We start from the raw sequence: 22,575 nt of genomic DNA on the forward strand, positions 1-22,575 counted from the left end.
TAAAGAAAAAGAAGAATTTCCCGTTATTTAGTGTTGAGAAAAAGTACAATAAACTGATTGGAAAAATACGAGTTGTGATCGAACACATCAATAGTCAATTGAAAACATTTAGAATATTAAGTGAACGCTATCGAAATAGACGGAAAAGATTCTGTTTACGCATTAACTTAATTGCTGCACTGGTAAACCGAATAAACTTGCAATAACCACTTTCGCAAGAGATCTAATATTATTTTTTTTAAAGAATATAAGCACATTATAAATAGCCTTTTTATTATTTTATTTTTAGATTAATTGATATAAGTATAAATTCCAAGTTTGCTTTATTTATTACTTGATTATGCATAAAAAATCCCACTCAAAGAGCGGGATTTTTACAGTAAAATTGAAAAAAATCTTACCAGCTTAACGCACCACCAGTTTGGTAATCCGTTACGCGAGTTTCAAAGAAGTTTTTCTCTTTACGTAAGTCCATCATTTCTGACATCCACTGGAATGGGTTATTCACACCAGCAAATTGTTCAGGTAAACCGAGTTGGTTTAAACGACGGTTACAGATGAATTTTAAGTATTCTTCCATCATTGCCGCGTTCATGCCAAGTACGCCGCGTGGCATGGTATCTTTAGCATATTCGATTTCAAGCATGGTGCCTTCAAGAATCATTTGAACGATTTCTTGTTGGAATTCAGCTGTCCATAAATGCGGATTCTCGTTCTTGATTTGGTTAATCATGTCGATACCAAAATTCAAGTGCATAGACTCATCACGTAAGATGTATTGGAATTGCTCAGCAACACCATTCATCTTGTTACGACGACCCATCGATAAAATTTGCGAGAAACCACAGTAGAAGAAGATACCTTCTAAGACACAGTAGAACGCGATCAAGTTGCGTAGCAAGATTTGGTCGTTTTCAGGTGTACCCGTTTGGAAGGTAGGATCGGTTAAAGACTGGGTATATTTAAGACCCCATGCCGCTTTACGTGCTACAGATGGCACTTCGCGGTACATGTTAAATACTTCGCCTTCATCCATACCTAATGATTCGATACAGTATTGGTAAGCGTGGGTATGAATTGCTTCTTCAAACGCTTGACGCAATAAGTATTGACGGCATTCAGGGTTGGTAATGTGACGGTAGATCGCAAGGACTAGGTTATTTGCTACCAATGAATCGGCAGTCGAGAAGAAACCAAGTGAACGCATCACAATAGTACGTTCGTCTTCGGTTAAGCCATCTTCAGATTTCCACAATGCGATATCGTGGTTCATGTTAACTTCTTGTGGCATCCAGTGGTTAGCACAACCGTCTAGATATTTTTGCCACGCCCACTCGTACTTAAATGGTACAAGTTGGTTTAAATCCGCACGGCAGTTGATCATGGCTTTGTCATCAACTTGAACACGCTGCGCACCCATCTCAAGTTCTTCAAGACCTGGTGCTGCATCTAAATTATTTAGGGCGTGAGATGCTCTTGCCAGTGGATCGGTTGAATCTGCTGCGGCTCCGCTATAGGTTGTAGCGGGTTGTGCAGTTGCCACATGCGTCTGTGGTTGCTTTGCATCAGATACCACTTGCGAATGAGCCGCTTTTTGCGGTTCGACGGGCGCAGGCTGCTGTTCAGGTGCAGTCGGTTTTTGCGAATCATCTTCGAAATCGTCCCAACTCAGGATAGACATAGTATGTACTCTTCGTTGCGTTATATCTGGTTTAGACATCTCAACTAAGATGTCTTCACTATACGCTTATATTGTGTAAGCAAAATTAAGTTTTGCTGATATAGGGCATTTTTTGTATCAAAAATGCTAAATCCTTCAACACGACTTATTTTACTTACGCTTCTGTTTGCGCTGTTTAATGAAAAAATACGCTACAGGGACGTAAAATAAAACTGCAAAGGAAATAATCAGGGCAGCAAGTCCTAACATATAGTTGGGGGTCATTGTTTCCATGAAAATTTCCTTTGGACTTATTGTTTAATAACTATTGTGCATTTATTACATGCAATAGTATTTACATTATTTTGTTCTCCCAAGTCCAAAGTTGGACTTGAAGAGAGCGATTGTGAAACAGCAATAACTATCACGGTTAAAAGTGATGCGGATTTATTGTTAGGCATATTCTTGTACTCACAATATGCTCAACTATCACATTAATAATATTAAGTAAGGATAGCTGAGCGGTTGCAACAAACTATCACTACAAACTAATGTGTAAATCCTATGAGTCACTGACAAGCCTCACAATCTGGATTGTCAATTGAACATGCTTGTGGCACTGGTGCTGCATTTGCAAAACCATCTTCTTCTACAGAAGCAGCAGGTGTTGCTTCAACTGGCGCGGAAACTGGTGCAGCAGCATTCGGTGCAATCGTCGATTTCACAGCGTTTAATGCGCCAGTATTAATCGTCGATTTCTCAGCAGAAGTCGCACCTAATGCACGTAGGTAGTAAGTGGTTTTTAGACCACGTAACCAAGCCATCTTATACGTGATGTCCAGTTTCTTACCGTTTGCACCAGAGATGTACAAGTTCAGTGATTGCGCTTGGTCAATCCACTTTTGACGACGTGATGCAGCATCAACGATCCAACGTGGTTCAACTTCAAAGGCAGTCGCGAAGATTGCTTTTAACTCTTCTGGGATACGGGCAATTTTTTGTACCGAACCTTCGAAGTGTTTAAGATCATTCACCATCACAGAATCCCAAAGACCGCGATCTTTTAACGCACGTACTAAGTACGGGTTGATCACTGTGAATTCACCTGACAGGTTAGATTTCACATATAAGTTTTGGAATGTTGGTTCAATTGATTGCGAAACGCCACAAATGTTTGAAATGGTTGCAGTTGGTGCAATTGCCATTACGTTTGAGTTACGCATACCGTCTTTTTGAACTTTGGCACGTAATGTGTCCCAATCCAAACGCTGTGTACGGTCAACTTCAAACATGCCTTCAGGACGTGTTTTCGCGACTAGGTTGAGTGAGTCAATTGGTAAAATACCTTGATCCCAGAGTGAACCTTTAAAGGTTTCGTAAGTACCACGTTCAAGTGCTAAATCGCTAGAGGTTTGAATCGCGTAGTACGAAATCACTTCCATTGATTCATCAGCAAAGTTTACAGCCGCGTCAGAACCATACGCCATACCCATTTCATATAGTGCATCTTGGAAGCCCATGATACCCATACCGACAGGGCGGTGTTTAAGGTTTGAATTACGCGCTTGTGGTACTGCGTAGTAGTTGATGTCAATCACGTTGTCTAACATACGAACTGCTGTTTTTACAGTGCGCGCTAGTTTTTCGCGATCTAACACACCACCTTGCACGTGTTGTACTAAGTTAATTGAACCTAAGTTACATACCGCGATTTCGTCTTGGTTGGTATTTAGGGTAATTTCAGTACATAAGTTCGATGAGTGAACTACGCCTACGTGTTGCTGTGGTGAACGTAAGTTACATACGTCTTTGAATGTGATCCACGGGTGACCTGTTTCAAATAGCATAGACAACATTTTGCGCCATAAGTCTTTCGCACGAATGACTTTATGCAGCATGTTGTTTTCTTTAGCAATGCCTTCGTAGTAAGCATAACGTTCAGCGAATTCAGCACCTGTTAAGTCGTGTAGATCAGGTGTTTCAGATGGCGTGAATAGCGTCCACTCTTTGTCTTCAATCACACGTTGCATGAACAAATCTGGAACCCAGTTGGCTGTGTTCATGTCATGGGTACGACGACGGTCATCACCTGTGTTTTTACGAAGCTCTAGGAATTCTTCGATGTCCAAATGCCAAGTTTCAAGGTATGCACAGACTGCACCTTTACGCTTACCACCTTGGTTGACTGCAACTGCGGTATCGTTAGCCACTTTTAGGAATGGCACCACACCTTGTGATTTACCATTAGTGCCTTTGATGTATGAGTTCAGCGCACGTACTGGGGTCCAGTCGTTACCTAAACCACCAGCCCATTTAGACAACATGGCGTTATCACGCATTGCGCCATAGATGTTGTACAGGTCATCAGCAATAGTGGTTAAGTAGCAGCTTGATAACTGTGGACGTAGCGTACCTGAGTTAAATAGCGTTGGTGTAGACGCCATATAATCAAAGCTAGAGAGTAAGTTATAGAACTCAATTGCACGCTCTTCACGGTTTTCTTCGTTTAGGCTTAAGCCCATCGAAACACGCATAAAGAACAATTGCGGTAATTCAAAACGTACGCCATCTGAGTGGATGAAGTAACGGTCAAATAAAGTTTGTAAACCTAAGTAGGTAAATTGGTTAGAGCGTTCTGGTTTGATCGCTGCTGCCAATTTTGCAAGGTCAAAGTTAAGCAGTTCAGGAGATAAAAGCTCAAGCTCGATCCCTTTGTTTAAGAACGTCTCAAGCGCATCACCTTCATTGGTATCTGTTGCTAAACCTAAAAACTCAAGACCAGTTGCCACTAAGTTGTCACGTAGTAGACGCGCAGTCACATACGTGTAGTTTGGCTCTTGTTCAATACGGGTACGGGTTGCCATCATCATAGTGGTTGAGATGTCAGACTCTTTGACGCCGTTGTATAGGTTTTTAACGGTTTCATCCACAATCGCTTGAATGTCAATGCCTTCTAGGCCTTGGGCAGCAGTTGCGATGGTTGCTGTTAAAGCGCTTAAATCCAGCGGCTTTAACTGACCGTTTTGGTCTAAAATTTGTAGAGTTGGATGATGATTCGCGTTTAACTGTTTACGTGCTTCAGCACGTTGTTCACGATAAATCACGTAAGCACGCGCAACCTTTTGCTCGCCAGTACGCATAAGTGCCAGTTCAACTTGATCTTGAATCTCTTCAATATGAATCGTACCGCCTGAAGGTAAACGACGTTTAAACGTGTTCAGTACCATTTCAGTTAATTGTTCAATACGATCATGAATGCGGCTTGATTCAGCACTTGGCTGGCCTTCAACGGCTAAGAATGCTTTGCCAATGGCAACTGAAATTTTTTCAGCATCAAAAGCGGCAACTTCACCAGTGCGTTTAATCACTTGAAGTTGACCGGGGGTCGCTGTGGTTACGCTCATTGCATCAACTCTTTATTTGTTTATTAACCAATAAGTTTGGAGTGAGCATATCTAGGGATAACTAGACAATACTGGTCCCAAGTGTTTTACGGGATAAACACAAGACTTAGTGGTTTCAATTGGGATTGGGCACAAGATACGGGAAAATCTGTAGTAGATCAATATTGACATTTTAGAAAAGTTTTTGATTCAAACTTCTGTCAAAAAAATAAAAAAAGGCAGACTTTATCTTTAAGCCTTGCCCCGTGAGGCATAGCATAGCAAAGCTTGGCAAAAGAGAATATAGATAAAGTTGTGGATAACTACAAAAGCGCCAAATTTAATTTTTGTTAAGCAAAAAACCTGCACTGACTGCCTAAAAAATAACAAGCTCAGCACACGCAGCTGCATTCAGTGGCATAGACTATTATTTAGAATTATAAAAATATAACAATTTGCTACTTTGATGTATCAGTTTGGTGAATGAGCTCTTGTTTACAATGTAAACGTGTGTATATTGCAACTTATATTTAAGCGTATCTATTGGATTTTTAAGGGATACGTCAAGTTAATAAAGGGGCATTGTCCATGAGCCAAGAAGAAAAGTTACCTAAAATTTTAATTGTTGAAGATGACGAACGTCTTGCACGCTTAACGCAAGAATATTTAATCCGTAATGGTCTTGAAGTTGGGGTAGAAACCGACGGTAACCGTGCGATCCGTCGTATTATTGCTGAACAACCCGATTTAGTGGTGTTAGACGTGATGTTACCCGGCGCAGATGGTTTAACCATTTGCCGTGAAGTGCGTCCCCACTATCATCAGCCGATTTTAATGCTAACTGCGCGTACTGAAGATATGGATCAAGTCTTAGGCCTAGAAATGGGTGCTGATGATTATGTCGCAAAACCGGTACAGCCGCGTGTACTGTTGGCGCGTATTCGTGCTTTATTACGCCGTACTGACAAAGTTGCTGAAGATGAAGTGGCACAGCGTATTGAGTTTGATGACCTTGTGATTGACAACGGTGGTCGTTCAGTGACCCTAAATGGTGAATTGGTCGATTTTACCAGCGCTGAATATGATCTTCTGTGGTTATTGGCGTCTAATGCTGGTCGTATTTTATCGCGTGAAGACATTTTTGAGCGTCTACGTGGTATCGAATATGACGGTCAAGACCGTTCGATTGACGTGCGTATCTCGCGTATCCGTCCAAAAATTGGCGATGATCCGGAAAATCCAAAACGTATTAAAACCGTACGTAGTAAAGGTTACTTATTTGTAAAAGAAACCAACGGTATTTAAGCGTTTTTTATCCCCTTGCTATAGGACAAGCCTTAGGTGTTTAAACACAGTATTTTTTTGCGGATTTATGCTGGACTTTTGATTTTGATGGTGCTTGTCGCCTGTTCAGGTTATGTGCTCACCCAAGTCATCAATTATCAACGAGCACAAGAATACCGTGAATCACTGACCGATGGTATGGCTTACATCATTAGTGAGGGGATTGCACGTCAATCCAATCAGCAACAAAAAGAAGATTGGATCTCGGATGCCTCAAACTTGTTGGGGCTACCGATTTTTTATATTCGTGCTGATCAAGTGTCGTTGTCACGTGCGGAAAATCGCCGCATTGCCGAACAAAAGGCAGTGGTGCGTTATGAGGCGGAAAATTCCATTGCCTATGTGGTGATGGGCATTAAAGATGATCCAGATCATTACCTGTATGCGCAGATTGATGAAATTACCGAACAGCAAATGAAATTTTTGCCGGTCTTCATTCAAGATTATTTGGCATATTATTCAGGGCAAGAAGCCAAATACTTGGCCAATATTCAAGATCACTTTTCTTATCCAGTCAGTATTCAAAATCTACGCGATTTATCTTTAGACTCAGAACAACTCAGTCGTTTACGTTTGGGCAATGGCATTATTGTCTATAAAGATAATGCCTCCATTCGTGGCACCACCATTTCAATTATCAGCCCTTTAGAGCGTGATCCAACCCAAGCCATTGTGATTGGGCCAGTACCGCTATTTAATTGGATGCCATTTGAGCTGGCTGCAGGGGTGACTTTACTCAGCTTATTTATTCTGAGTTTAGGCGTTTATGGTCTCATGATTCCAATGCAACGCAAGATTCGTGAAGTGAATCGTGCCTTGGACCAAATTCAGGGTGGTGATTTATCGGTGCGTTTACCTGTGGATGGGACTGATGAGCTCGCTAATCTAGCCACCAGTTATAACAACATGGCAGAGCATATTCAGCGTTTAATTGAAGCGCAGCGTGAACTGATGCGTGCAGTATCGCATGAACTACGTACCCCTGTGGCACGGATTCGTTTTGCTTTAGAAATGTTGGTTGATGAAGACGACTACGAATATCGTCAGCAGCAAATGGAGATGATTGATAAAGACATTGAGGCCTTAAACACCTTAATTGATGAAATTATGACCTATGCCAAGCTCGAACAAGGCATGCCGTCTTTAGACTTTGAACAAGTGGCTTTATTTGAAGTACTCGATCAAGTACTGATTGAAACTGAAGCCCTAAAAACTGGTAAAACTTTAGAGTTACAGGCACCGCCAATTACGTTAATGGTTGAAACTGAGCGGCGCTATTTACACCGTGTCATTCAAAACTTAGTGGGTAATGCAGTGCGTTATGCCGACACTAAAGTACTGATGAGTGGGGGTTTAAATGAACAAGGTTTTGCCTATATTTGTGTCGAAGATGATGGCCCTGGTATTCCAGAAGCTGAACGCGAACGCATTTTTGAAGCCTTTGCTCGTTTAGATGACAGCCGTACCCGTGCTTCAGGGGGATATGGTTTAGGTTTATCTATTGTCAGTCGTATTGCCTACTGGTTTGGTGGAAAAGTATCGATTGATCAAAGTCCATTATTGGGTGGGGCGCGTTTTACCATGACTTGGCCAGCCAAACGTTTAACTAAAAAGAAATAAAAAAGCCCGCATGTTGCGGGCTTTTTGGTTCAAACAAGGATTACTTGGTGGCTTCTTTATATAAGCGATCTGCTTCGTCAAAGCGCGCAGTAATTTCAGCAGTTGGCGCTTTGCCCATGAGGCTCACCACAACAATGGCAATGGCTGAACAGATAAAGCCTGGAATGATTTCATAGACGCCAGTATCACCCCAAACATTTTTCCATACAATCACCATCACCGCACCCACGATCATGCCAGCTAAGGCACCATTGCGTGTCATACGACGCCAGAACAAGGACAAGATGATTAGTGGACCAAATGCTGCACCAAAACCTGCCCATGCATAGGCCACTAAGCCCAGTACTTTAGATTCAGGATTACCCGCCATCCAAATCGCAAGTAATGCAATCATCAGTACCATGATACGACCCACCCAGACTAATTCGTTTTGGCTAGCATTTTTGCGTAGCAACGATTTATAGAAATCTTCAGTTAAGGTACTTGAGCAGACTAAAAGCTGACAGCTTAGTGTACTCATGACAGCGGCTAAAATAGCAGCCAGTACCACACCTGCAATCCATGGATTGAATAAAATTTTAGTCAATTCCATAAACACAGTTTCAGGGTTGGCATTCACCACACTGGCCAATTCTGGATGCGCTTGGAAATAAGCAATACCAAAGAAGCCCGCAGCCACCGCACCGCCTAAACATAAAATCATCCATGTCATACCAATACGGCGGGCATTTGGAATCGATTTAACCGAATCAGCCGCCATAAAGCGCACTAAAATATGCGGTTGACCAAAATAACCTAAGCCCCATGCCAGTAATGACATAATTGCCACAAAGCTTAAATTACCTATTAGGTCAGTGGCCTGTGGACGTGCTGCTTCTAAAGCTAAGCTCACTTGTGACAGATCTGAGAAAGTCATTAAGGTCACAACAGGGGTTAAGATCAAAGCAAAGATCATTAAGCCCGCTTGGAAGGTATCTGTCCAAGACACCGCCAAGAAACCGCCAATAAACACGTAGCTAATGGTAGCAATGGCACTAATCCACAGCGCGGTGCTATACGACATATCAAACATGCTTTCGAATAAGCGCGCACCAGCGACCATGCCCGAAGCACAGTAAATGGCAAAGAAAATTAAAATTACAAATGCCGAAACAATACGTAAAACTTTCTTTTGGTCGTTAAAACGGTTGGAAAAATAATCTGGCAAGGTGAGGGCGTTATGCTGCACTTCGGTATGTACCCGTAAACGACCTGCGACCAACAGCCAATTGAGCCATGCACCAATAATCAGACCAATCGCGATCCACATTTCAGACAGGCCAGAGAGATAAATAGCGCCAGGTAAACCCATGAGTAACCAACCGCTCATATCCGATGCGCCAGCAGATAGGGCAGTGACAAAACTGCCTAAGCGACGACCGCCTAAGATATAGTCAGAAAAGTTAGCAGTGGCGCGATAAGCCATCAGGCCAATCGCGACCATGGCGACAATATAGAATAAAAAAGTAATAAGAGTGGGATTCAGGGAGCTCATACATGATCCATTTTTCAAGTTGGACAGTTGATCAAAAGCGGTTACAGACGCTGTTGCCGCCTTGCTTCATTCCTGACCACAAGTCCGAATTTTTTCAAAAATAAACGCGAAATTTAACCATAATTTTGAATCTATTGCTGAGGTTTTCATGCACAGTATAAAAATAGACAGCATTGCTGCTGTCTATGTTGTTAAAAAGAATTGAATTTTAGCGGTTTTGACCCATAACACCGCGGATGGTATTGAGTACATCGGCAGGTAAAACTACAGTTTTGGCATTATTAGATTTGGCCATCTCTTGCATGGCTTTAACGTATTGCTCACCCAATAAATAAGCGACAGGAATTTCTTTATCACCAACTGCTGAGGACACCATAGTAATGGCTTTTTGTGATGCTTCTGCTAACACCACTTGTGCTTCGGCATCACGACGTGAGGCTTCTAAACGACCATCGGCTTCTAAAATCGCGGCTTGCTTTTCACCATCAGCTTTGGTCACGGTGGCACGGCGTTGACGTTCTGCCGCCGCTTGTTCTTCCATGGCTGCTTGCATGGTGTTTGAGGGTTTAATATCTTGGATTTCAACTGTTTTTAAGGTGATACCCCAATCCGAAATATCATCTGAAATCGCAGTTTTAAGCTTGGCTTTAATATGGTCGCGTGAAGACAGCGCATCATCTAAATCCATTTCGCCCACGATCGAGCGCAATGAGGTTTGTACTAAATTTTGAATGGCCCATGAATAGTTTTCGATGCCATAAACGGCTTTTTCAGGTGTGGTTAAATTAATATACGCCACCGCATTCATCAGTAACACCGCGTTATCACGGGTAATCACTTCTTGCGATGGGATATCTAAGACAATATCTTTGGTGGTGACTTTATAGGCCACTTCATCGACATAAGGAATGACGAAGTTTAATCCTGGTTGCAAAGTGGTGTGATATTTACCTAAACGTTGCACAATCCACTTATAGCCTTGCGGCACAATACGTACGCCCTTAAAAATGGTGATGGCAACAAAGGCCAAGAGGGCTAATCCAATAATACTACTCACTGGCATAAATTTAATCTCGTTGTTGTTGTGATGTGTGTGGCTCAACCAATAGGTCATTGCCTAAAATGTCCACGACACGAACTCGGTCGCCAACCTTGACGGCATTTAAGCTCCGACATTGCCATTCATCTGCGCCTAACACCGGCACAGAAAAACGTACTTTAATATGTTCATGCTCGAGATGGTTTTCAATCACCATCCCAATTTGTCCAATGGTGGCTTCACGCGATAAACCCGCTTTGGTTTTATCAATCGACAGCGGTTTAATCAGTTTAAACCACGCCACTGTAGATAAAATTGACAGCAGCACCCAAATCACAATTTGTAAAGTGCTGCTCATGCTGGGGAAAAGCCAATATAACAGGCTTACCACTAAGGCCGCGACACCAAACCATAGTGCAGCAAAAGAGGGTAAAATTAATTCTGCTAAAATGAGCATGACACCTAATACAACCCAGTGCCATGGTTCTAAGACCCACATGGCAGTATCCTATGTTGCGAAGAACTTTGACTGTAACATAAGTGTAGAAATGATTAAAATTAACTGCAGCGCATATAACAAGCCCACGCTGAAGGTTTTACATCTATTGCCTACGCACTATTTTTTTTGCAAAGGTTTAGCTAAACGCTCAGGGTGTTTGGCTGAAATTTTATCGCGATATAAAGCCAATATATGTTTTAGGTCAGCATCATAATCACCTGTTGCTTCAAATGCGCCTAAGCAATAAATGATTTTTTGTGCATAATCTAAGGCAAACATGACAATGGGCACCTCTGCACCCAACGCAATACGATAAAAGCCACTTCTAAACTCAGTTGCGTTATGTCGCGTGCCTTCTGGGGTCATACCAATCCAAATTTGCTCACGGCTACGTAATTCATGAATGGCTTGCTGGGTTAAACCTTGCGAAGCATCTCGTTTGACTGGGATGACATCGAGCCAATTGAGCAGCGGTTTGAGTGGGGTATTAAATAAACTGGCTTTGGCAAAGATATGAATTTTAAGATCTATGGCCACCACAAAGTTAAAGCCATACCAGCCATCTAAGTTTGAAGTATGCGGCATAACAATCGCCACCGCTTTGGGCAAATTGGGAAAATCACCTTGAAATTTCCAGCCTTGTGCTAAATACAATTGCTTAAAAAACTTTTGACTGAAGGTACCTTGGCGTCTAGGTACTTGATTCGGTAAAAGTGGCAATGTGGACATTAGCAATCCTTAATTGAGTTACAACATAAATAGTTTAGGCTTTTCAGCTAAAAAATATAGCGGCAAAATGTGTTTACTATTTTTATGCCCAAATTTCATCCATATGCCACAAATTTATCTGCTTTTATTTTGTTTGTATTGGGCACAAGGTTTACCTGTGGGCTTTATGACCCATGCCTTGCCAGTGATTTTACGGGCTGAAGGTGTGTCTTTAGCGCATATTGGTGGCTTTGGTCTGCTTATGCTGCCATGGTCGATCAAAGTGTTTTGGGCAGCTTTTATAGATCGCTACGCCACATACCGGACTTGGATTATTCCACTGCAATTGCTCATGGTGGGCTGTTTGGTGGCGCTGTCTTTTTTACCTATTCATGCGCTTGATCAGCCAGAGTATTTAATCGGTTTTTTTGTATTGTTGTTGCTTATGAACTTTGCTGCTGCCACGCAAGACATTGCCAGCGATGGTTTAGCAGTTACTCATCTTAAAACGCAAAGCCAACATTGGGGCAATACCTTACAAGTGCTTGGCTCACGTTTGGGTTTTATTGTCGGTGGTGGTGCGTTGTTATGGTTACTTGAGACATGGCAATGGCAAGCGACCTTTTTAATGCTGGCTGGGTTCGTTGCACTCAATAGTCTGCCGATTTTATTGGCAAGGCGTGGACAATCGCTAAAACAGCCACAGCAACCATTACCCAAACAGGGCTTAAAAAGCTATGTGGCCTATTTTAAATCAAAGCCTGAGTTATGGGCATGGCTTGGGGTGTTGCTGAGTTTTAAAATTGCTGATGGCCTAGCCGGCCCAATGCTTAAGCCTTTAATGGTCGATCTAGGCTTAAGCTTTCAACAGATCGGGCTTTATATTACGGGTTTAGGGGCTATAGCAGCCTTAATGGGGGCAGGACTGGCAGGTCTATTGTTAAAATTTTTAGCCCGTGATCAAGCTTTAATCCTATTTTCAATAGTTAAAATTGTAAGCTTAATGGCTTATGTGTGGTTGGCAGGCCAATATGAGCAACAGCAGCAGGTTAGTGTATGGCTGATTTATAGCATTAATGCTGTTGAAGACGCCAGCTCCAGTATGCTGTTAGTGGTGATGCTCACTTTAATTATGCAATACAGCCGTCAAGCATGGGCAGGCACAGACTTTACTTTGCAAGTGGCGATTATGGCGACGATCAGTGGCGGCTTATATGTGCTCAGTGGTGTTGCCGCAGACATGCTTGGTTATGCCAGATATTTAAGCCTTATTAGTATGATTGCGATGTTGTCTTTGTATCCAATCTACCGCTGGAAAAAACGTCTATCTGGCTAATAATTACTCTAACTCATTCAAATCTATATGAAATTTAAATTTTAGTCATTTTTATTATCACTGAGCCATGTAAGATGCCCGCCTTAATTGGAACAAGGATCTCTCATGAAAACCAAATTGGCTGCCTTAGTTGCCCTTTCAACTTTAACAGTATCAGCTGTAGCTGCGCCAACCTTCTATGGCGAAATTGATTTAAGTATCGACTATTTAAAACAAGATAATGCCAACGGTCGTGCTCGTGATGTGACTGAGCTCAGTTCAAATAACTCATTTATTGGCTTAAAAGGCGACCAAAAACTTAATGAACGTTTAAGCGCACTCTATCAAGCTGAATTTACCTTTTATGGTGATGATGGTCAAAGCGGTAGCGGTGATAGCTTTGTACCGCGTAACTTATTCATTGGTTTAAAAGATCAAACCTTAGGTACAGTGAAACTGGGTAAAATTGATACCCCTGTTAAACAGCTTTCGGCTCAAGTTGATAGCTTTAACAACGCTGTAGAAAATAATGCCGATATTCACGGCATGATGGCCGGTGAAACTCGTATTGATAACAGCCTAGTCTATGAAGCACCGAGTTTTAAACTGGGTCAAGGTCAAGTAGAAGCCAAACTACAATTGGCAACAGGTGAAGGTGAACAGCGTATTAAAGCCAGCAAAGGTGGGTATAGTGTCGCTGGCCGTGGCTTAGGTGATTCTTGGTCATCCTCTGTAGTCTATAGCGACAAAACTTTTGTTGCAGGTCTGGGTTATGACAAAGCCATGCCGAGCCGTTTTTTAAGTCGTGGTTTTTTAAATGCTCAGATGAAAGAGGTACAGGCAGACACCAATGTAATTGCGGCAGCAGATAACTTACGTGCCATTGGCCGTGTGAACTTGGACAACGGTTTATCGCTACGTGCTTTATATCAGGTGTCTGAAACTGCCGATGTCACAGCAGGTGAAAAACTGGCGCAAGACGTCACAGTACAAAATATTGATGATGCCAAAGCATGGCTATTGGGCGCAGAATATAAGCTAGCCCATGCCAAAGCCTGGACGCTTAAAGCACAGTACAGCCAAAACACGCTGAGCTTTAAGGATGCCACGCCTGACTATGACATGCAGCAAATCTTGGCAGGCGTAGATTATGCTTGGTCTAAACAAGTCAAAGTCTATGCTCATGCGGGCTATTTAACTATTGAACAAGCTGCACAGGAAGATCAACAAGTCTTATTAGGTACAGGCTTAGAATACAAATTCTAAGTGATAAAAAGGCGCACGCTGCGCCTTTTTTAGTTTGACGCAAAGCATAGTCATAATTTGCGCTAAGCTTTGCGGCGGGTGCATGTTAGATTAGCCTTTATTTGTGGCTGTTTTATATGCAGATTCAGGCGGTTTTATTTGATTTAGACAACACCTTAACCCATCGTGATCAAAGTGTGCAGGCCTATAGCCGTCAGTTGATGGCACATTATCAAAATAATATACAACCCGATGCTTTGCATAGTGTGATTAACATTATACGTCGCATTGATAATGGCGGTTATCCTCAAAAAGAATTGCTCACGCATCCAAGTATTGCCGCCTCGGTTGGCTATGCTTTACTGCAACAACTCAGTTGGCAGCAGCGCCCCAGTGTAGAGGAGCTAACCGAGTTTTGGTTCAGTCAGTTTGGGCGTTGTGCGGTGGCAATGTCGGGGGCTGAACAATTATTACAACAACTTAAACAGCAAAACTTTAAATTGGGAATCATTTCCAATGGTGGGCAGCAAAGTCGTGTAAATATTTTACAAGGTTTGGGGTTTTTAGATTATTTTGATGTGGTGCATAGCTCAGAGCTGATTGGTATTGCGAAGCCTCAGCCAGACATTTTTTTACATACCGCAGCGCATTTAAATCTAGCACCTGAACAGTGCTTATTTATTGGTGATCATCCGATAAATGATATTTATGGGGCACAAGCGGCGGGGATGCCTGCGCTGTGGTTACAAGGTTTTCATCCCAGCCCACAGTTGCTTGATGTACCAAAAATCACCCAGTTGGATGAAGTTTGGCTCTATTTATCAGTATAAACTTTCTTTGCAATTGGCAGATGCAGCGATGCAGCGTGAGATTGGCACGCATCATTTAATGTAAAATTTTCTCTAAAAAATGCTGCGCGCGTTCACTGCGCTGTGTGGTAAAGAACTCATCTTTTGAGCAATCTTCAATGATTTTACCTTGATCCATAAAAATCACTCGATGTGCCACTTGGCGCGCAAAGCCCATTTCGTGGGTCACGCACATCATAGTCATGCCTTCTTTGGCCAGCTCCACCATCACATCTAACACTTCATTGATCATTTCTGGATCAAGGGCTGAGGTCGGTTCATCAAACAGCATGGCAATTGGGTCCATACTTAAAGCACGGGCAATCGCGACGCGTTGTTGTTGCCCCCCTGAGAGTTCGGCCGGATATTTCTTGGCATGCTGGCTTAAGCCGACACGATCTAAATAAGCCAAGCCTTTTTTGTTGGCTTCAGCTTGTGAGCGACCTAAGACTTTAATTTGAGCAATGGTTAAATTATCTTGAATACTTAAATGGGGGAACAGTTCAAAGTGCTGAAACACCATGCCCACGCGGCTGCGCAGTTGAGTTAAGTTGGTTTTAGGATCTTTTAAACGTAGCCCATCGACGACAATATCGCCTTGTTGAAATGGCTCTAAGCCGTTGACGGTTTTAATGAGTGTCGATTTGCCTGAACCTGAAGGGCCACAGACCACCACCACTTCACCTTGGCGAATTTTCGTGTTGCAATCGGTCAGCACTTGGAAATCACCATACCATTTGCTGATGTTTTGAATATCAATCATGACGGAATCTGTCATACGCGTAACCTTTGTTGCAGTTTTTTCACCAAGAAGGTGGCGAGTAAACTCACTGTAAAATAGACCAAACCAGCAAATAAAATATATTGGGTCAGTAGCGACATCAGGTCGCCACGGACATAGTTGGTTCTAAAGAAATCCAGTAAGCCAATGGCATAGACCATAGTGGAATCTTGAAATAAAATAATACTTTGCTGTAATAATAGCGGCGTCATTTTGCGAAAAGCTTGTGGCAAAATAATTAAACGCATGGATTGCCCATAGCTCATGCCTAAGGCGGATGCAGCAGCACTTTGCCCTTTAGGAATAGATTGAATCCCTGCGCGGACAATTTCGGCAAAATACGCGGCTTCAAATAGCATAAAAGCCACAATGCTTGAGACCAGAGCTGTATCAATGGTGAGGTATTTGCCTGTAACACCGGTGTAAATAAATGGCACGGCAAAGTAAAACCACATCAATACCAATAACAGCGGAATCGAGCGAAATAAGTTGACATAGCTTTGCGCAAACAAATTAAAAATTTTAATTGAAGATAAACGCATGAGCGCTAGCAAAGTGCCAATCAATATCCCGCCCACTGTCGCAAACAGCAGCACTTTTAAGGTGATGCTAAAGCCATGCCACAGCGCAGGGTAGGAGGCTTGTAAATCAGTGAAAAAAACAGTGAGCCATTCCATTATTTAGACCCTCCTGTCATGAGCCCCGGAATACGTAAGCGTTTTTCCAGTAAATTCATACCTTGAATCAGGCAGATATTAATCACAATAAAGACAAGGGTGACGTAGGTATAAATCTCAATGGTGTTTTGGGTATATTCACTGATGGTTTTCATTTGCGAGATGATTTCAGCCACACCCACTAAAGAGGCAATTGAGGTATTTTTGACGCAGTTGGTCAGCTCAGAGCTTAAGGGTGGCAAAATCATGCGAAAGGATTGCGGCAAAATGATATAGCGATAGAGCTGAAAAGTACTAAAACCCATGGCATATCCTGCATTAATTTGCCCACGCGGCAGTGCCTCAATTCCGGTACGGACTTGTTCGCAGACCCGTGCTGCGGTAAATAAACCCAAACCCACGCTGGCGGAAATCAGCGCTGTGGTATTGGCACCTAAATCATTCATCCACCAGCTTTTAATCGCGTCGGGTAAAAAATTGGGCACCACATAAAACCAAATAAATAACTGAATTAATAAGGGGACATTGCGAAATAAGTTGACATAGCCTGTACCTATCGCGCGTGCTGTTTGATTGGGTAAAGTGCGCATAATGCCTAACAGACTGCCCAAAACTAAGGCAATACTCCATGCAACAATGGCAATCACAAACAGCCAACCTAAGCCCGTCACGAGCCAGTCGAGGTAGGTGCTATCACCTACGCCTGTGTTTTGCCAGAGTACACCCCAATTCCAACTATAATTCATAGTCTCTCCTATCACTTGAAGCCAAAGCATGGCTTCAAGTAGGGCAAAAATTATTGATCACGATCATGTGGATTGGCGATTAAGGCTTTCACTGCATCTGACATTGGGAAGTTTAGGTTAATGTTTTTTGGTGGAATCGGCTGTTCAAACCATTTCTTATACATGTCGTTGATTTGACCTGAGCTATAAGTGGCTTTAATCGCATCATCAACCACTTTCTTAAAGCCAGCATCACCTTTACGTAACATACAGCCGTAGACTTCTTGAATTGGCGCCGTGCCGACAATCACCCATTTGTTGGGCTCTTTGGCTTTAGATTTTTCACCTGCCAGTAAAATATCATCCATCATAAATGCCGCAGCACGGCCGTTTTGTAGCATTAAGAAAGATTCAGCATGGTCTTTAGCAGAAATCACTTCACCAATGCCCAGCTCTTTTTCATGCTGACGGATATAACGTTCTGAAGTGGTACCTGCAGTGGTGACTAACTTTTTGCCTTTTAAATCAGCAAAGTCTTGGATGCCTGAATCAGCGGCGGTGAGTAAGCGTGAACCCACTTGGAAGAAACCGACAGAGAAATCAACTTGTTGCTGACGTTCTTTATTGTTGGTGGTTGAACCACATTCTAAATCAACAGTGCCATTGGAAACCAATGGAATACGATTTTGACTGGTGACAAGGTTATAACGGATTTTTAAGTTTGGATTATTGAGTTCTTTTTTTAAGGCTTCAACCACTTGCAGTTGTAAGTCATGGGCAAAACCCACAGGTTGATTTGGATTATCCGCAATATAAGAAAACGGAATGGATGAGTCACGATAACCGAGTACCACAGTCCCAGATTGTTTAATTTTCTCTAAAGTACCTGAAGTTGCAGCAGCATTGCCGCTGGCATTTTCGGTTTTGGGTGCTTGATCGTTGCTACAGGCCGTTAAACCTAGCATTAAGGCACTGGCACACACGACTTTTTTTAACATAGTGATTCCTCTATTTTTTTCTTTAATTTGTTCAATTTTTATAATGCTGAAACATTGAAAATAACTGCTTAAAAATGCAGCTTTTTTGCATCTTAATCGAGATCAGATTACAAGCTCAAGCACTATTTTGCGGCAAGTTTAACCTAAAGCGTCATGTTAAATTGGACGCAGGCTTTGCCCATACCCTGGGCAAACAAGCAAGTGCTATGCCAAATACAGATGTGATTTTTGGGTTTTATAAAATATTATTCAATGTTTTGAATTGGTTATGCGCTTAAAATCCAAGATCTCTTGGCTATGTGTAGTTCAGCCTTGTAGGAGCTGGAGTTGGATTTGTATCTATAAATCGTGCATTAAAATTTCTTTTGCCTTAACGCATTGAAAAGTCAGCTGCCCATCTCTAAGCTGCTGGTTGTTATATAGACTGATGAACGCTTTAAGTAATACGTCTATCATTTATGGCGTGGGTCCATTGATGACAGCCGCAGCGTACACAGGGCGTTTGTGCCGAACTCAGCGTGCTGACAAAGCCGCAGTAAGTACATGCATACTGCACCTCAGGCTGGACCTGATAGATGATTTGAGCGGCTTTAGGAAACAGCGGCAAGCCATAGCGCACCTGATCATCTGGAAAAAATAAAATACTAAACTTACCGTCGCTTTCTAATAGGCCGACCCGTACTTGGCCTAAATGCTCGACGCCTTGCTGACGCATTTCGGCAAAGAATTCATCATGTGACATTTTACCGCGTTGAATTTTCTCTAAAACCAGCATGCCATCTTCCACCACATATAAAGATTTGCCCTCAATTAAATCTTCAAAGGGTTGATATTTCATCATTAACCAAGTGGTCAGGCGATACATGAAAATCACCACACTCATGACCAAAACTGCTTGTAAAATTGGCAATTCCTCATCAAACATGGGATCGCCTGAAATTGAGCCCAATGCCAATAAAATCGCCACTTCAAAAATAGACAGCTGCCGTACGCCGCGTTTGCCGGTTAAGCGTAAAAACAAAATAATGAGCATATACATCAGCACACAGCGCACAATAATTTCAAAGCCAAATGCCAATGTAGTGTCGTGAACGAATAGCTGCGCCAGATCCATGCCTTAAACTCTAATTGTGAATATATTTACTCTAGCAAGTTGAAGTTATTTAAGTTTTACTCTTTTGTGAAGTTTTAAGAGCGCTTTGCGACAGGACTCAGCGATGCACTATAGAGTGTTTAAGCTGAGGTAGGCATAATAGCCAAATCGTGCTTTTTGTTAGATAGATGATGTCTTTGTTGCCTAAAACCACCGCCCAAACCGTTTTGGAAGTTTCACCGCAGCATAACAAGCTGAATCGTTTAATTGATGAGATTGAACAGCAAAAGCGTTTGCTGCTGGCGTGGCAAACTGCCAAGGACGATATTCGTGCCTATAGCCAAAAAGCATTGATGCCTGCATACCGTGATTTATACAACACGTTGTATGAACAGATGCAGATACTCTGGACGAGTTTAAATCTGTATCGTTTTAGCAAAGCAGATACAGCAACGATAGAAGATAAGATTCAAAACTTAGCTCGCTTACTACAAGGCTCACATTTACTTAGTCAAAAGCAAATTGATGAAGTTGAAAAAATGCATGCGTACTATATGCAGGCAGTAGAACACAACAAGAAAAAAACTAAGCAGAAAAATGTAGATACTTTTAATGAATCTGAATATGAAACCGTTCAAGCTGATGATGAATTTGAAAACTGGAACAGCGACCAATATCAGCAAGCAAAAGATCAAGCCAAGCTCAAACGTCAGCAAGAGAAACAAGCACAAGCTGAAAAGTTAGTGAATCAATCACTCAAAACCGTATATTTAAAAATTGCATCCATCATTCACCCTGACCGTGAGCCTGATGAGTCCAAAAAAGCCGAAAAAACCGAGCTGTTACAACGTGCCAATGCAGCCTATGAGCAGGAAGATTTATTCTTTTTACTCAAACTTCAGCTTGAAGTTGAGCAAAGTAAAAATGGTTCAAATAAGGGTTTAAGCACAGAGCAGGTGAAGTTTTACCAACAGGCCTTAGAAGCACAAAGCCAAGCGTTAAAAAAGCAGATTCAAGAATTGATTAATTCGCTTGTGTGGTCAAATAAAGCCAAAATTGCGGTAAGTAAGTCAAAAGGGCAGCTGAATATTGCGGATTTGTATAAGCAGATTGATGCGGATGTATCACAGGTAAAGCAACAGCTTAAAGCGGAAAAGCAAAGACTCATGTATATGGGGAGAGAGAGTGGGGTGGAGATGTTGTTGGAGCATCAAGTTCTATAGTTTACCTCTCCCTAGCCCTCTCCTAGAAGGAGAGGGAACTCTGTTTGTGTATCCAATAAGATGTAAATACACTGTAATTTCCCCCTCTCCCTTGGGAGAGGGTCGGGGTGAGGGTAAGAGGTAATAAGAAAAATGATAAACCCTAAATTATTAGAATACGCCAAATCCATGCGCCACACCGCCACCGATGCAGAAAGTCTTATGTGGCAGATCTTACGAGCCAAGCGATTTATGAATCTTAAATTTCGTCGTCAGCATGTGATTAAACCGTATATTGTGGATTTTTACTGCCATGAAATTGGTTTGGTGATTGAGTTGGATGGTAGTCAGCATGGAACTGATGATGCGATTGAATATGATGCTGAACGCACGAAGTTTTTAGAGGCATTGGCTTTAACGGTGGTTCGGTATTGCAATCATGATGTGTTGGGGAGGACGGATGTGGTGTTGGAGGATTTGTGGAATATATGCCTTGAGCTGAAAGTAAATTGATAATGGAAGCTCCTTCTTCCTTTGGGATGAGAAGCACTGCTTCGCAAGGGGGTGAGGGTAGAATTTATAATGAAAAAAATTTAAAAGCACCTCTCCCTAACCCTCTCCTAAAAGGAGAGGGAATTCCATTGTGAAATTCATACAGGTATTAAATCAAATTGTAGTGGTTTAATAAAGTTGGACACCAATTTAGGTGATAATGTATTCACCAAAGAGGTGCTCAATGAGAACAAGACGAACATTTACTCCAGAATTCAAATTAGAAGCAGCAAGCCTTGTACTTGATCAAGGCTATTCAATTTTACAGGCCTGTCGTGCTTTAGATGTTGGGCAGACAGCATTAAAACGTTGGGTTGATCAACTTCAATTTGAACGAACAGGACAATCTCCAACAATGCCTGCTCTAACAGCTGAGCAAAGGGAAATACAACAACTTAAAGCTCGTATCCATCAACTCGAGCAGGAGAAGATGATCCTAAAAAAGGCTACAGCTCTCTTAATGTCAGACGAATTCAAACATATGCGTTGATTGATCAATTAAGAAAGCTAAGCTCTGTTAAATTAATCTGTCGTGCCTTTGGTGTACTGCGTTCAAGCTATTACCATTACCGTTCAACAAGTAAAACTCCTCATCCAGATCGTATCAAGCTTAAAGTGATGATTAAAAGTCTATTTAAGCAAAGTCGTCACTCTCTTGGTAGTCGGGGAATTCGATTTATGTTGTTGAATCAGGGCATTAAGATTGGACGCTATCTGGTACGTAAGTTAATGCGTGAATCAGGTCTTGTTTCCAAACAACGTAAGAAGTACAAATATCAAAGCAACGTAGCTGAAGTCCCTGCTGTTCCAAATATATTAAACAGGCAATTTAAACCTGTTCAGCCTAATCATGTGTGGAGCAGTGACATTACCTATATTTGGACAGGTAAAACATGGGCTTATCTTGCAGTTGTTCTTGATCTGTATGCTCGTCGAGTGATTGGTTGGTCTATGTCGTCCCAAGCAGACCAACATTTAGTCATTAAGGCATTAGATGAAGCATGGCATCGGCGAGGTAAACCGAGTGGCGTGATCTTCCATTCTGATCAAGGCAGCCAATATAAAAGCCTTTTAGTTCGGCATAGGTTGGCGTGCTACGCCATGCAACAAAGTATGAGTCGTAAAGGAAACTGTTGGGACAATGCCCCAACAGAAAGGCTTTTTAGAAGTCTCAAGACTGAGTGGATTCCCAAATTGGGATACAGCTCAATTGAAGAAGCGAAGCTAGATGTTGGTCTGTATCTGATGGAATACTACAATCAGATACGACCTCATCGATTTAACGATGGTATCAGTCCTTGTCAGGCTGAAAATGAACTTAAAACTGTGTCCAATATTTGTTGACCACTACA

At 42.1% G+C, this 22,575-nt stretch carries 21 protein-coding genes; 9 read left to right on the forward strand and 12 right to left on the reverse strand.

Translation table 11 applies throughout. The annotated features are described in order from the left end of the window. Positions 1-206 (forward strand): transposase family protein (locus tag AC5YCD_RS14640; protein ID WP_496130733.1); only part of this gene is annotated, 206 nt, incomplete at its 5' end. 191 nt (positions 207-397) lie between these two features. Here AC5YCD_RS14640 and AC5YCD_RS14645 read toward each other — a convergent pair. The 3 genes from AC5YCD_RS14645 to AC5YCD_RS14655 form a co-directional block, all read right to left on the reverse strand. Continuing rightward, positions 398-1,681 carry a ribonucleotide-diphosphate reductase subunit beta gene (locus tag AC5YCD_RS14645; RefSeq protein ID WP_496130734.1) on the reverse strand — a complete coding sequence of 428 codons (1,284 nt, stop codon included), beginning with the start codon at positions 1,679-1,681 and terminating at the stop codon, positions 398-400. Between the two features lie 150 nt (positions 1,682-1,831). After that, positions 1,832-1,954, reverse strand: coding sequence for a hypothetical protein (locus AC5YCD_RS14650; protein WP_496130735.1), 123 nt, complete (start codon positions 1,952-1,954; stop codon positions 1,832-1,834). A 275-nt stretch (positions 1,955-2,229) separates the two neighbouring features. Continuing rightward, the gene (locus AC5YCD_RS14655; protein WP_496130736.1) at positions 2,230-5,064 is read right to left on the reverse strand and encodes a ribonucleoside-diphosphate reductase subunit alpha; all 2,835 of its coding nucleotides are present in this window, start codon (positions 5,062-5,064) and stop codon (positions 2,230-2,232) included. Positions 5,065-5,631: 567 nt separating this feature from the next. Here AC5YCD_RS14655 and bfmR point away from each other — a divergent pair. Next, positions 5,632-6,348, forward strand: a complete 717-nt coding sequence (gene bfmR, locus AC5YCD_RS14660) for a response regulator transcription factor BfmR (RefSeq protein ID WP_496130737.1) — start codon at positions 5,632-5,634, stop codon at positions 6,346-6,348. Positions 6,349-6,384: 36 nt separating this feature from the next. Beyond that, complete coding sequence (locus AC5YCD_RS14665; RefSeq protein WP_496130738.1) at positions 6,385-8,007, forward strand: ATP-binding protein; 1,623 nt, start codon at positions 6,385-6,387, stop codon at positions 8,005-8,007. A 40-nt stretch (positions 8,008-8,047) separates the two neighbouring features. On the opposite strand, the gene putP is transcribed toward AC5YCD_RS14665, so the two are convergent. The 4 genes from putP to AC5YCD_RS14685 form a co-directional block, all read right to left on the reverse strand. Further along, positions 8,048-9,541, reverse strand: a complete 1,494-nt coding sequence (putP, locus tag AC5YCD_RS14670) for a sodium/proline symporter PutP (protein ID WP_496130739.1) — start codon at positions 9,539-9,541, stop codon at positions 8,048-8,050. Between the two features lie 208 nt (positions 9,542-9,749). After that, complete coding sequence (locus AC5YCD_RS14675) at positions 9,750-10,604, reverse strand: SPFH domain-containing protein (RefSeq protein ID WP_496130750.1); 855 nt, start codon at positions 10,602-10,604, stop codon at positions 9,750-9,752. Between the two features lie 4 nt (positions 10,605-10,608). Beyond that, positions 10,609-11,079, reverse strand: coding sequence for an NfeD family protein (locus AC5YCD_RS14680; protein WP_496130740.1), 471 nt, complete (start codon positions 11,077-11,079; stop codon positions 10,609-10,611). 117 nt (positions 11,080-11,196) lie between these two features. Further along, complete coding sequence (locus AC5YCD_RS14685) at positions 11,197-11,808, reverse strand: 1-acyl-sn-glycerol-3-phosphate acyltransferase (RefSeq protein WP_496130741.1); 612 nt, start codon at positions 11,806-11,808, stop codon at positions 11,197-11,199. Positions 11,809-11,911: 103 nt separating this feature from the next. Here AC5YCD_RS14685 and AC5YCD_RS14690 point away from each other — a divergent pair, with 103 nt between their 5' ends. The 3 genes from AC5YCD_RS14690 (at position 11,912) to AC5YCD_RS14700 (ending at position 15,177) form a co-directional block, all read left to right on the forward strand. Further along, complete coding sequence (locus AC5YCD_RS14690) at positions 11,912-13,123, forward strand: MFS transporter (protein WP_496130742.1); 1,212 nt, start codon at positions 11,912-11,914, stop codon at positions 13,121-13,123. 105 nt (positions 13,124-13,228) lie between these two features. After that, a complete protein-coding gene (locus AC5YCD_RS14695) occupies positions 13,229-14,368 on the forward strand; it encodes a porin (RefSeq protein ID WP_496130743.1) in 1,140 nt (379 codons plus the stop codon). Positions 14,369-14,484: 116 nt separating this feature from the next. Beyond that, a complete protein-coding gene (locus tag AC5YCD_RS14700) occupies positions 14,485-15,177 on the forward strand; it encodes an HAD family hydrolase (protein ID WP_496130744.1) in 693 nt (230 codons plus the stop codon). A gap of 55 nt (positions 15,178-15,232) precedes the next feature. On the opposite strand, the gene AC5YCD_RS14705 is transcribed toward AC5YCD_RS14700, so the two are convergent. From AC5YCD_RS14705 to AC5YCD_RS14725, 5 genes are all read right to left on the reverse strand, one after another. Further along, positions 15,233-15,958, reverse strand: coding sequence for an amino acid ABC transporter ATP-binding protein (locus AC5YCD_RS14705; protein WP_496130751.1), 726 nt, complete (start codon positions 15,956-15,958; stop codon positions 15,233-15,235). A gap of 11 nt (positions 15,959-15,969) precedes the next feature. After that, the gene (locus AC5YCD_RS14710) at positions 15,970-16,653 is read right to left on the reverse strand and encodes an ABC transporter permease subunit (RefSeq protein ID WP_496130745.1); all 684 of its coding nucleotides are present in this window, start codon (positions 16,651-16,653) and stop codon (positions 15,970-15,972) included. Beyond that, positions 16,653-17,399, reverse strand: coding sequence for an amino acid ABC transporter permease (locus AC5YCD_RS14715; protein WP_496130746.1), 747 nt, complete (start codon positions 17,397-17,399; stop codon positions 16,653-16,655). The genes AC5YCD_RS14710 and AC5YCD_RS14715 overlap by 1 nt, the downstream gene beginning before the upstream one ends. Before the next feature lie 50 nt (positions 17,400-17,449). Then, positions 17,450-18,376 carry a transporter substrate-binding domain-containing protein gene (locus AC5YCD_RS14720; protein WP_496130747.1) on the reverse strand — a complete coding sequence of 309 codons (927 nt, stop codon included), beginning with the start codon at positions 18,374-18,376 and terminating at the stop codon, positions 17,450-17,452. 436 nt (positions 18,377-18,812) lie between these two features. Continuing rightward, positions 18,813-19,490 carry a DUF421 domain-containing protein gene (locus AC5YCD_RS14725; protein WP_496130748.1) on the reverse strand — a complete coding sequence of 226 codons (678 nt, stop codon included), beginning with the start codon at positions 19,488-19,490 and terminating at the stop codon, positions 18,813-18,815. Positions 19,491-19,660: 170 nt separating this feature from the next. Between AC5YCD_RS14725 and AC5YCD_RS14730 the strand changes: the two genes are divergently transcribed. From AC5YCD_RS14730 to AC5YCD_RS14740, 3 genes are all read left to right on the forward strand, one after another. After that, the gene (locus AC5YCD_RS14730) at positions 19,661-20,692 is read left to right on the forward strand and encodes a molecular chaperone DnaJ (protein ID WP_496130752.1); all 1,032 of its coding nucleotides are present in this window, start codon (positions 19,661-19,663) and stop codon (positions 20,690-20,692) included. A gap of 132 nt (positions 20,693-20,824) precedes the next feature. Beyond that, complete coding sequence (locus AC5YCD_RS14735; protein ID WP_496130749.1) at positions 20,825-21,184, forward strand: endonuclease domain-containing protein; 360 nt, start codon at positions 20,825-20,827, stop codon at positions 21,182-21,184. A 199-nt stretch (positions 21,185-21,383) separates the two neighbouring features. Beyond that, positions 21,384-22,567, forward strand: a protein-coding gene (locus tag AC5YCD_RS14740; RefSeq protein ID WP_496129453.1) for an IS3 family transposase whose coding sequence is annotated in 2 segments (ribosomal slippage) — positions 21,384-21,660 and positions 21,660-22,567 — 1,185 coding nt in all. Because the reading frame shifts where the segments join, the coding sequence is not laid out codon by codon here. Positions 22,568-22,575 lie beyond the last annotated feature (8 nt).

It is taken from the genome of Acinetobacter sp. CY05 (genome assembly GCF_059515805.1).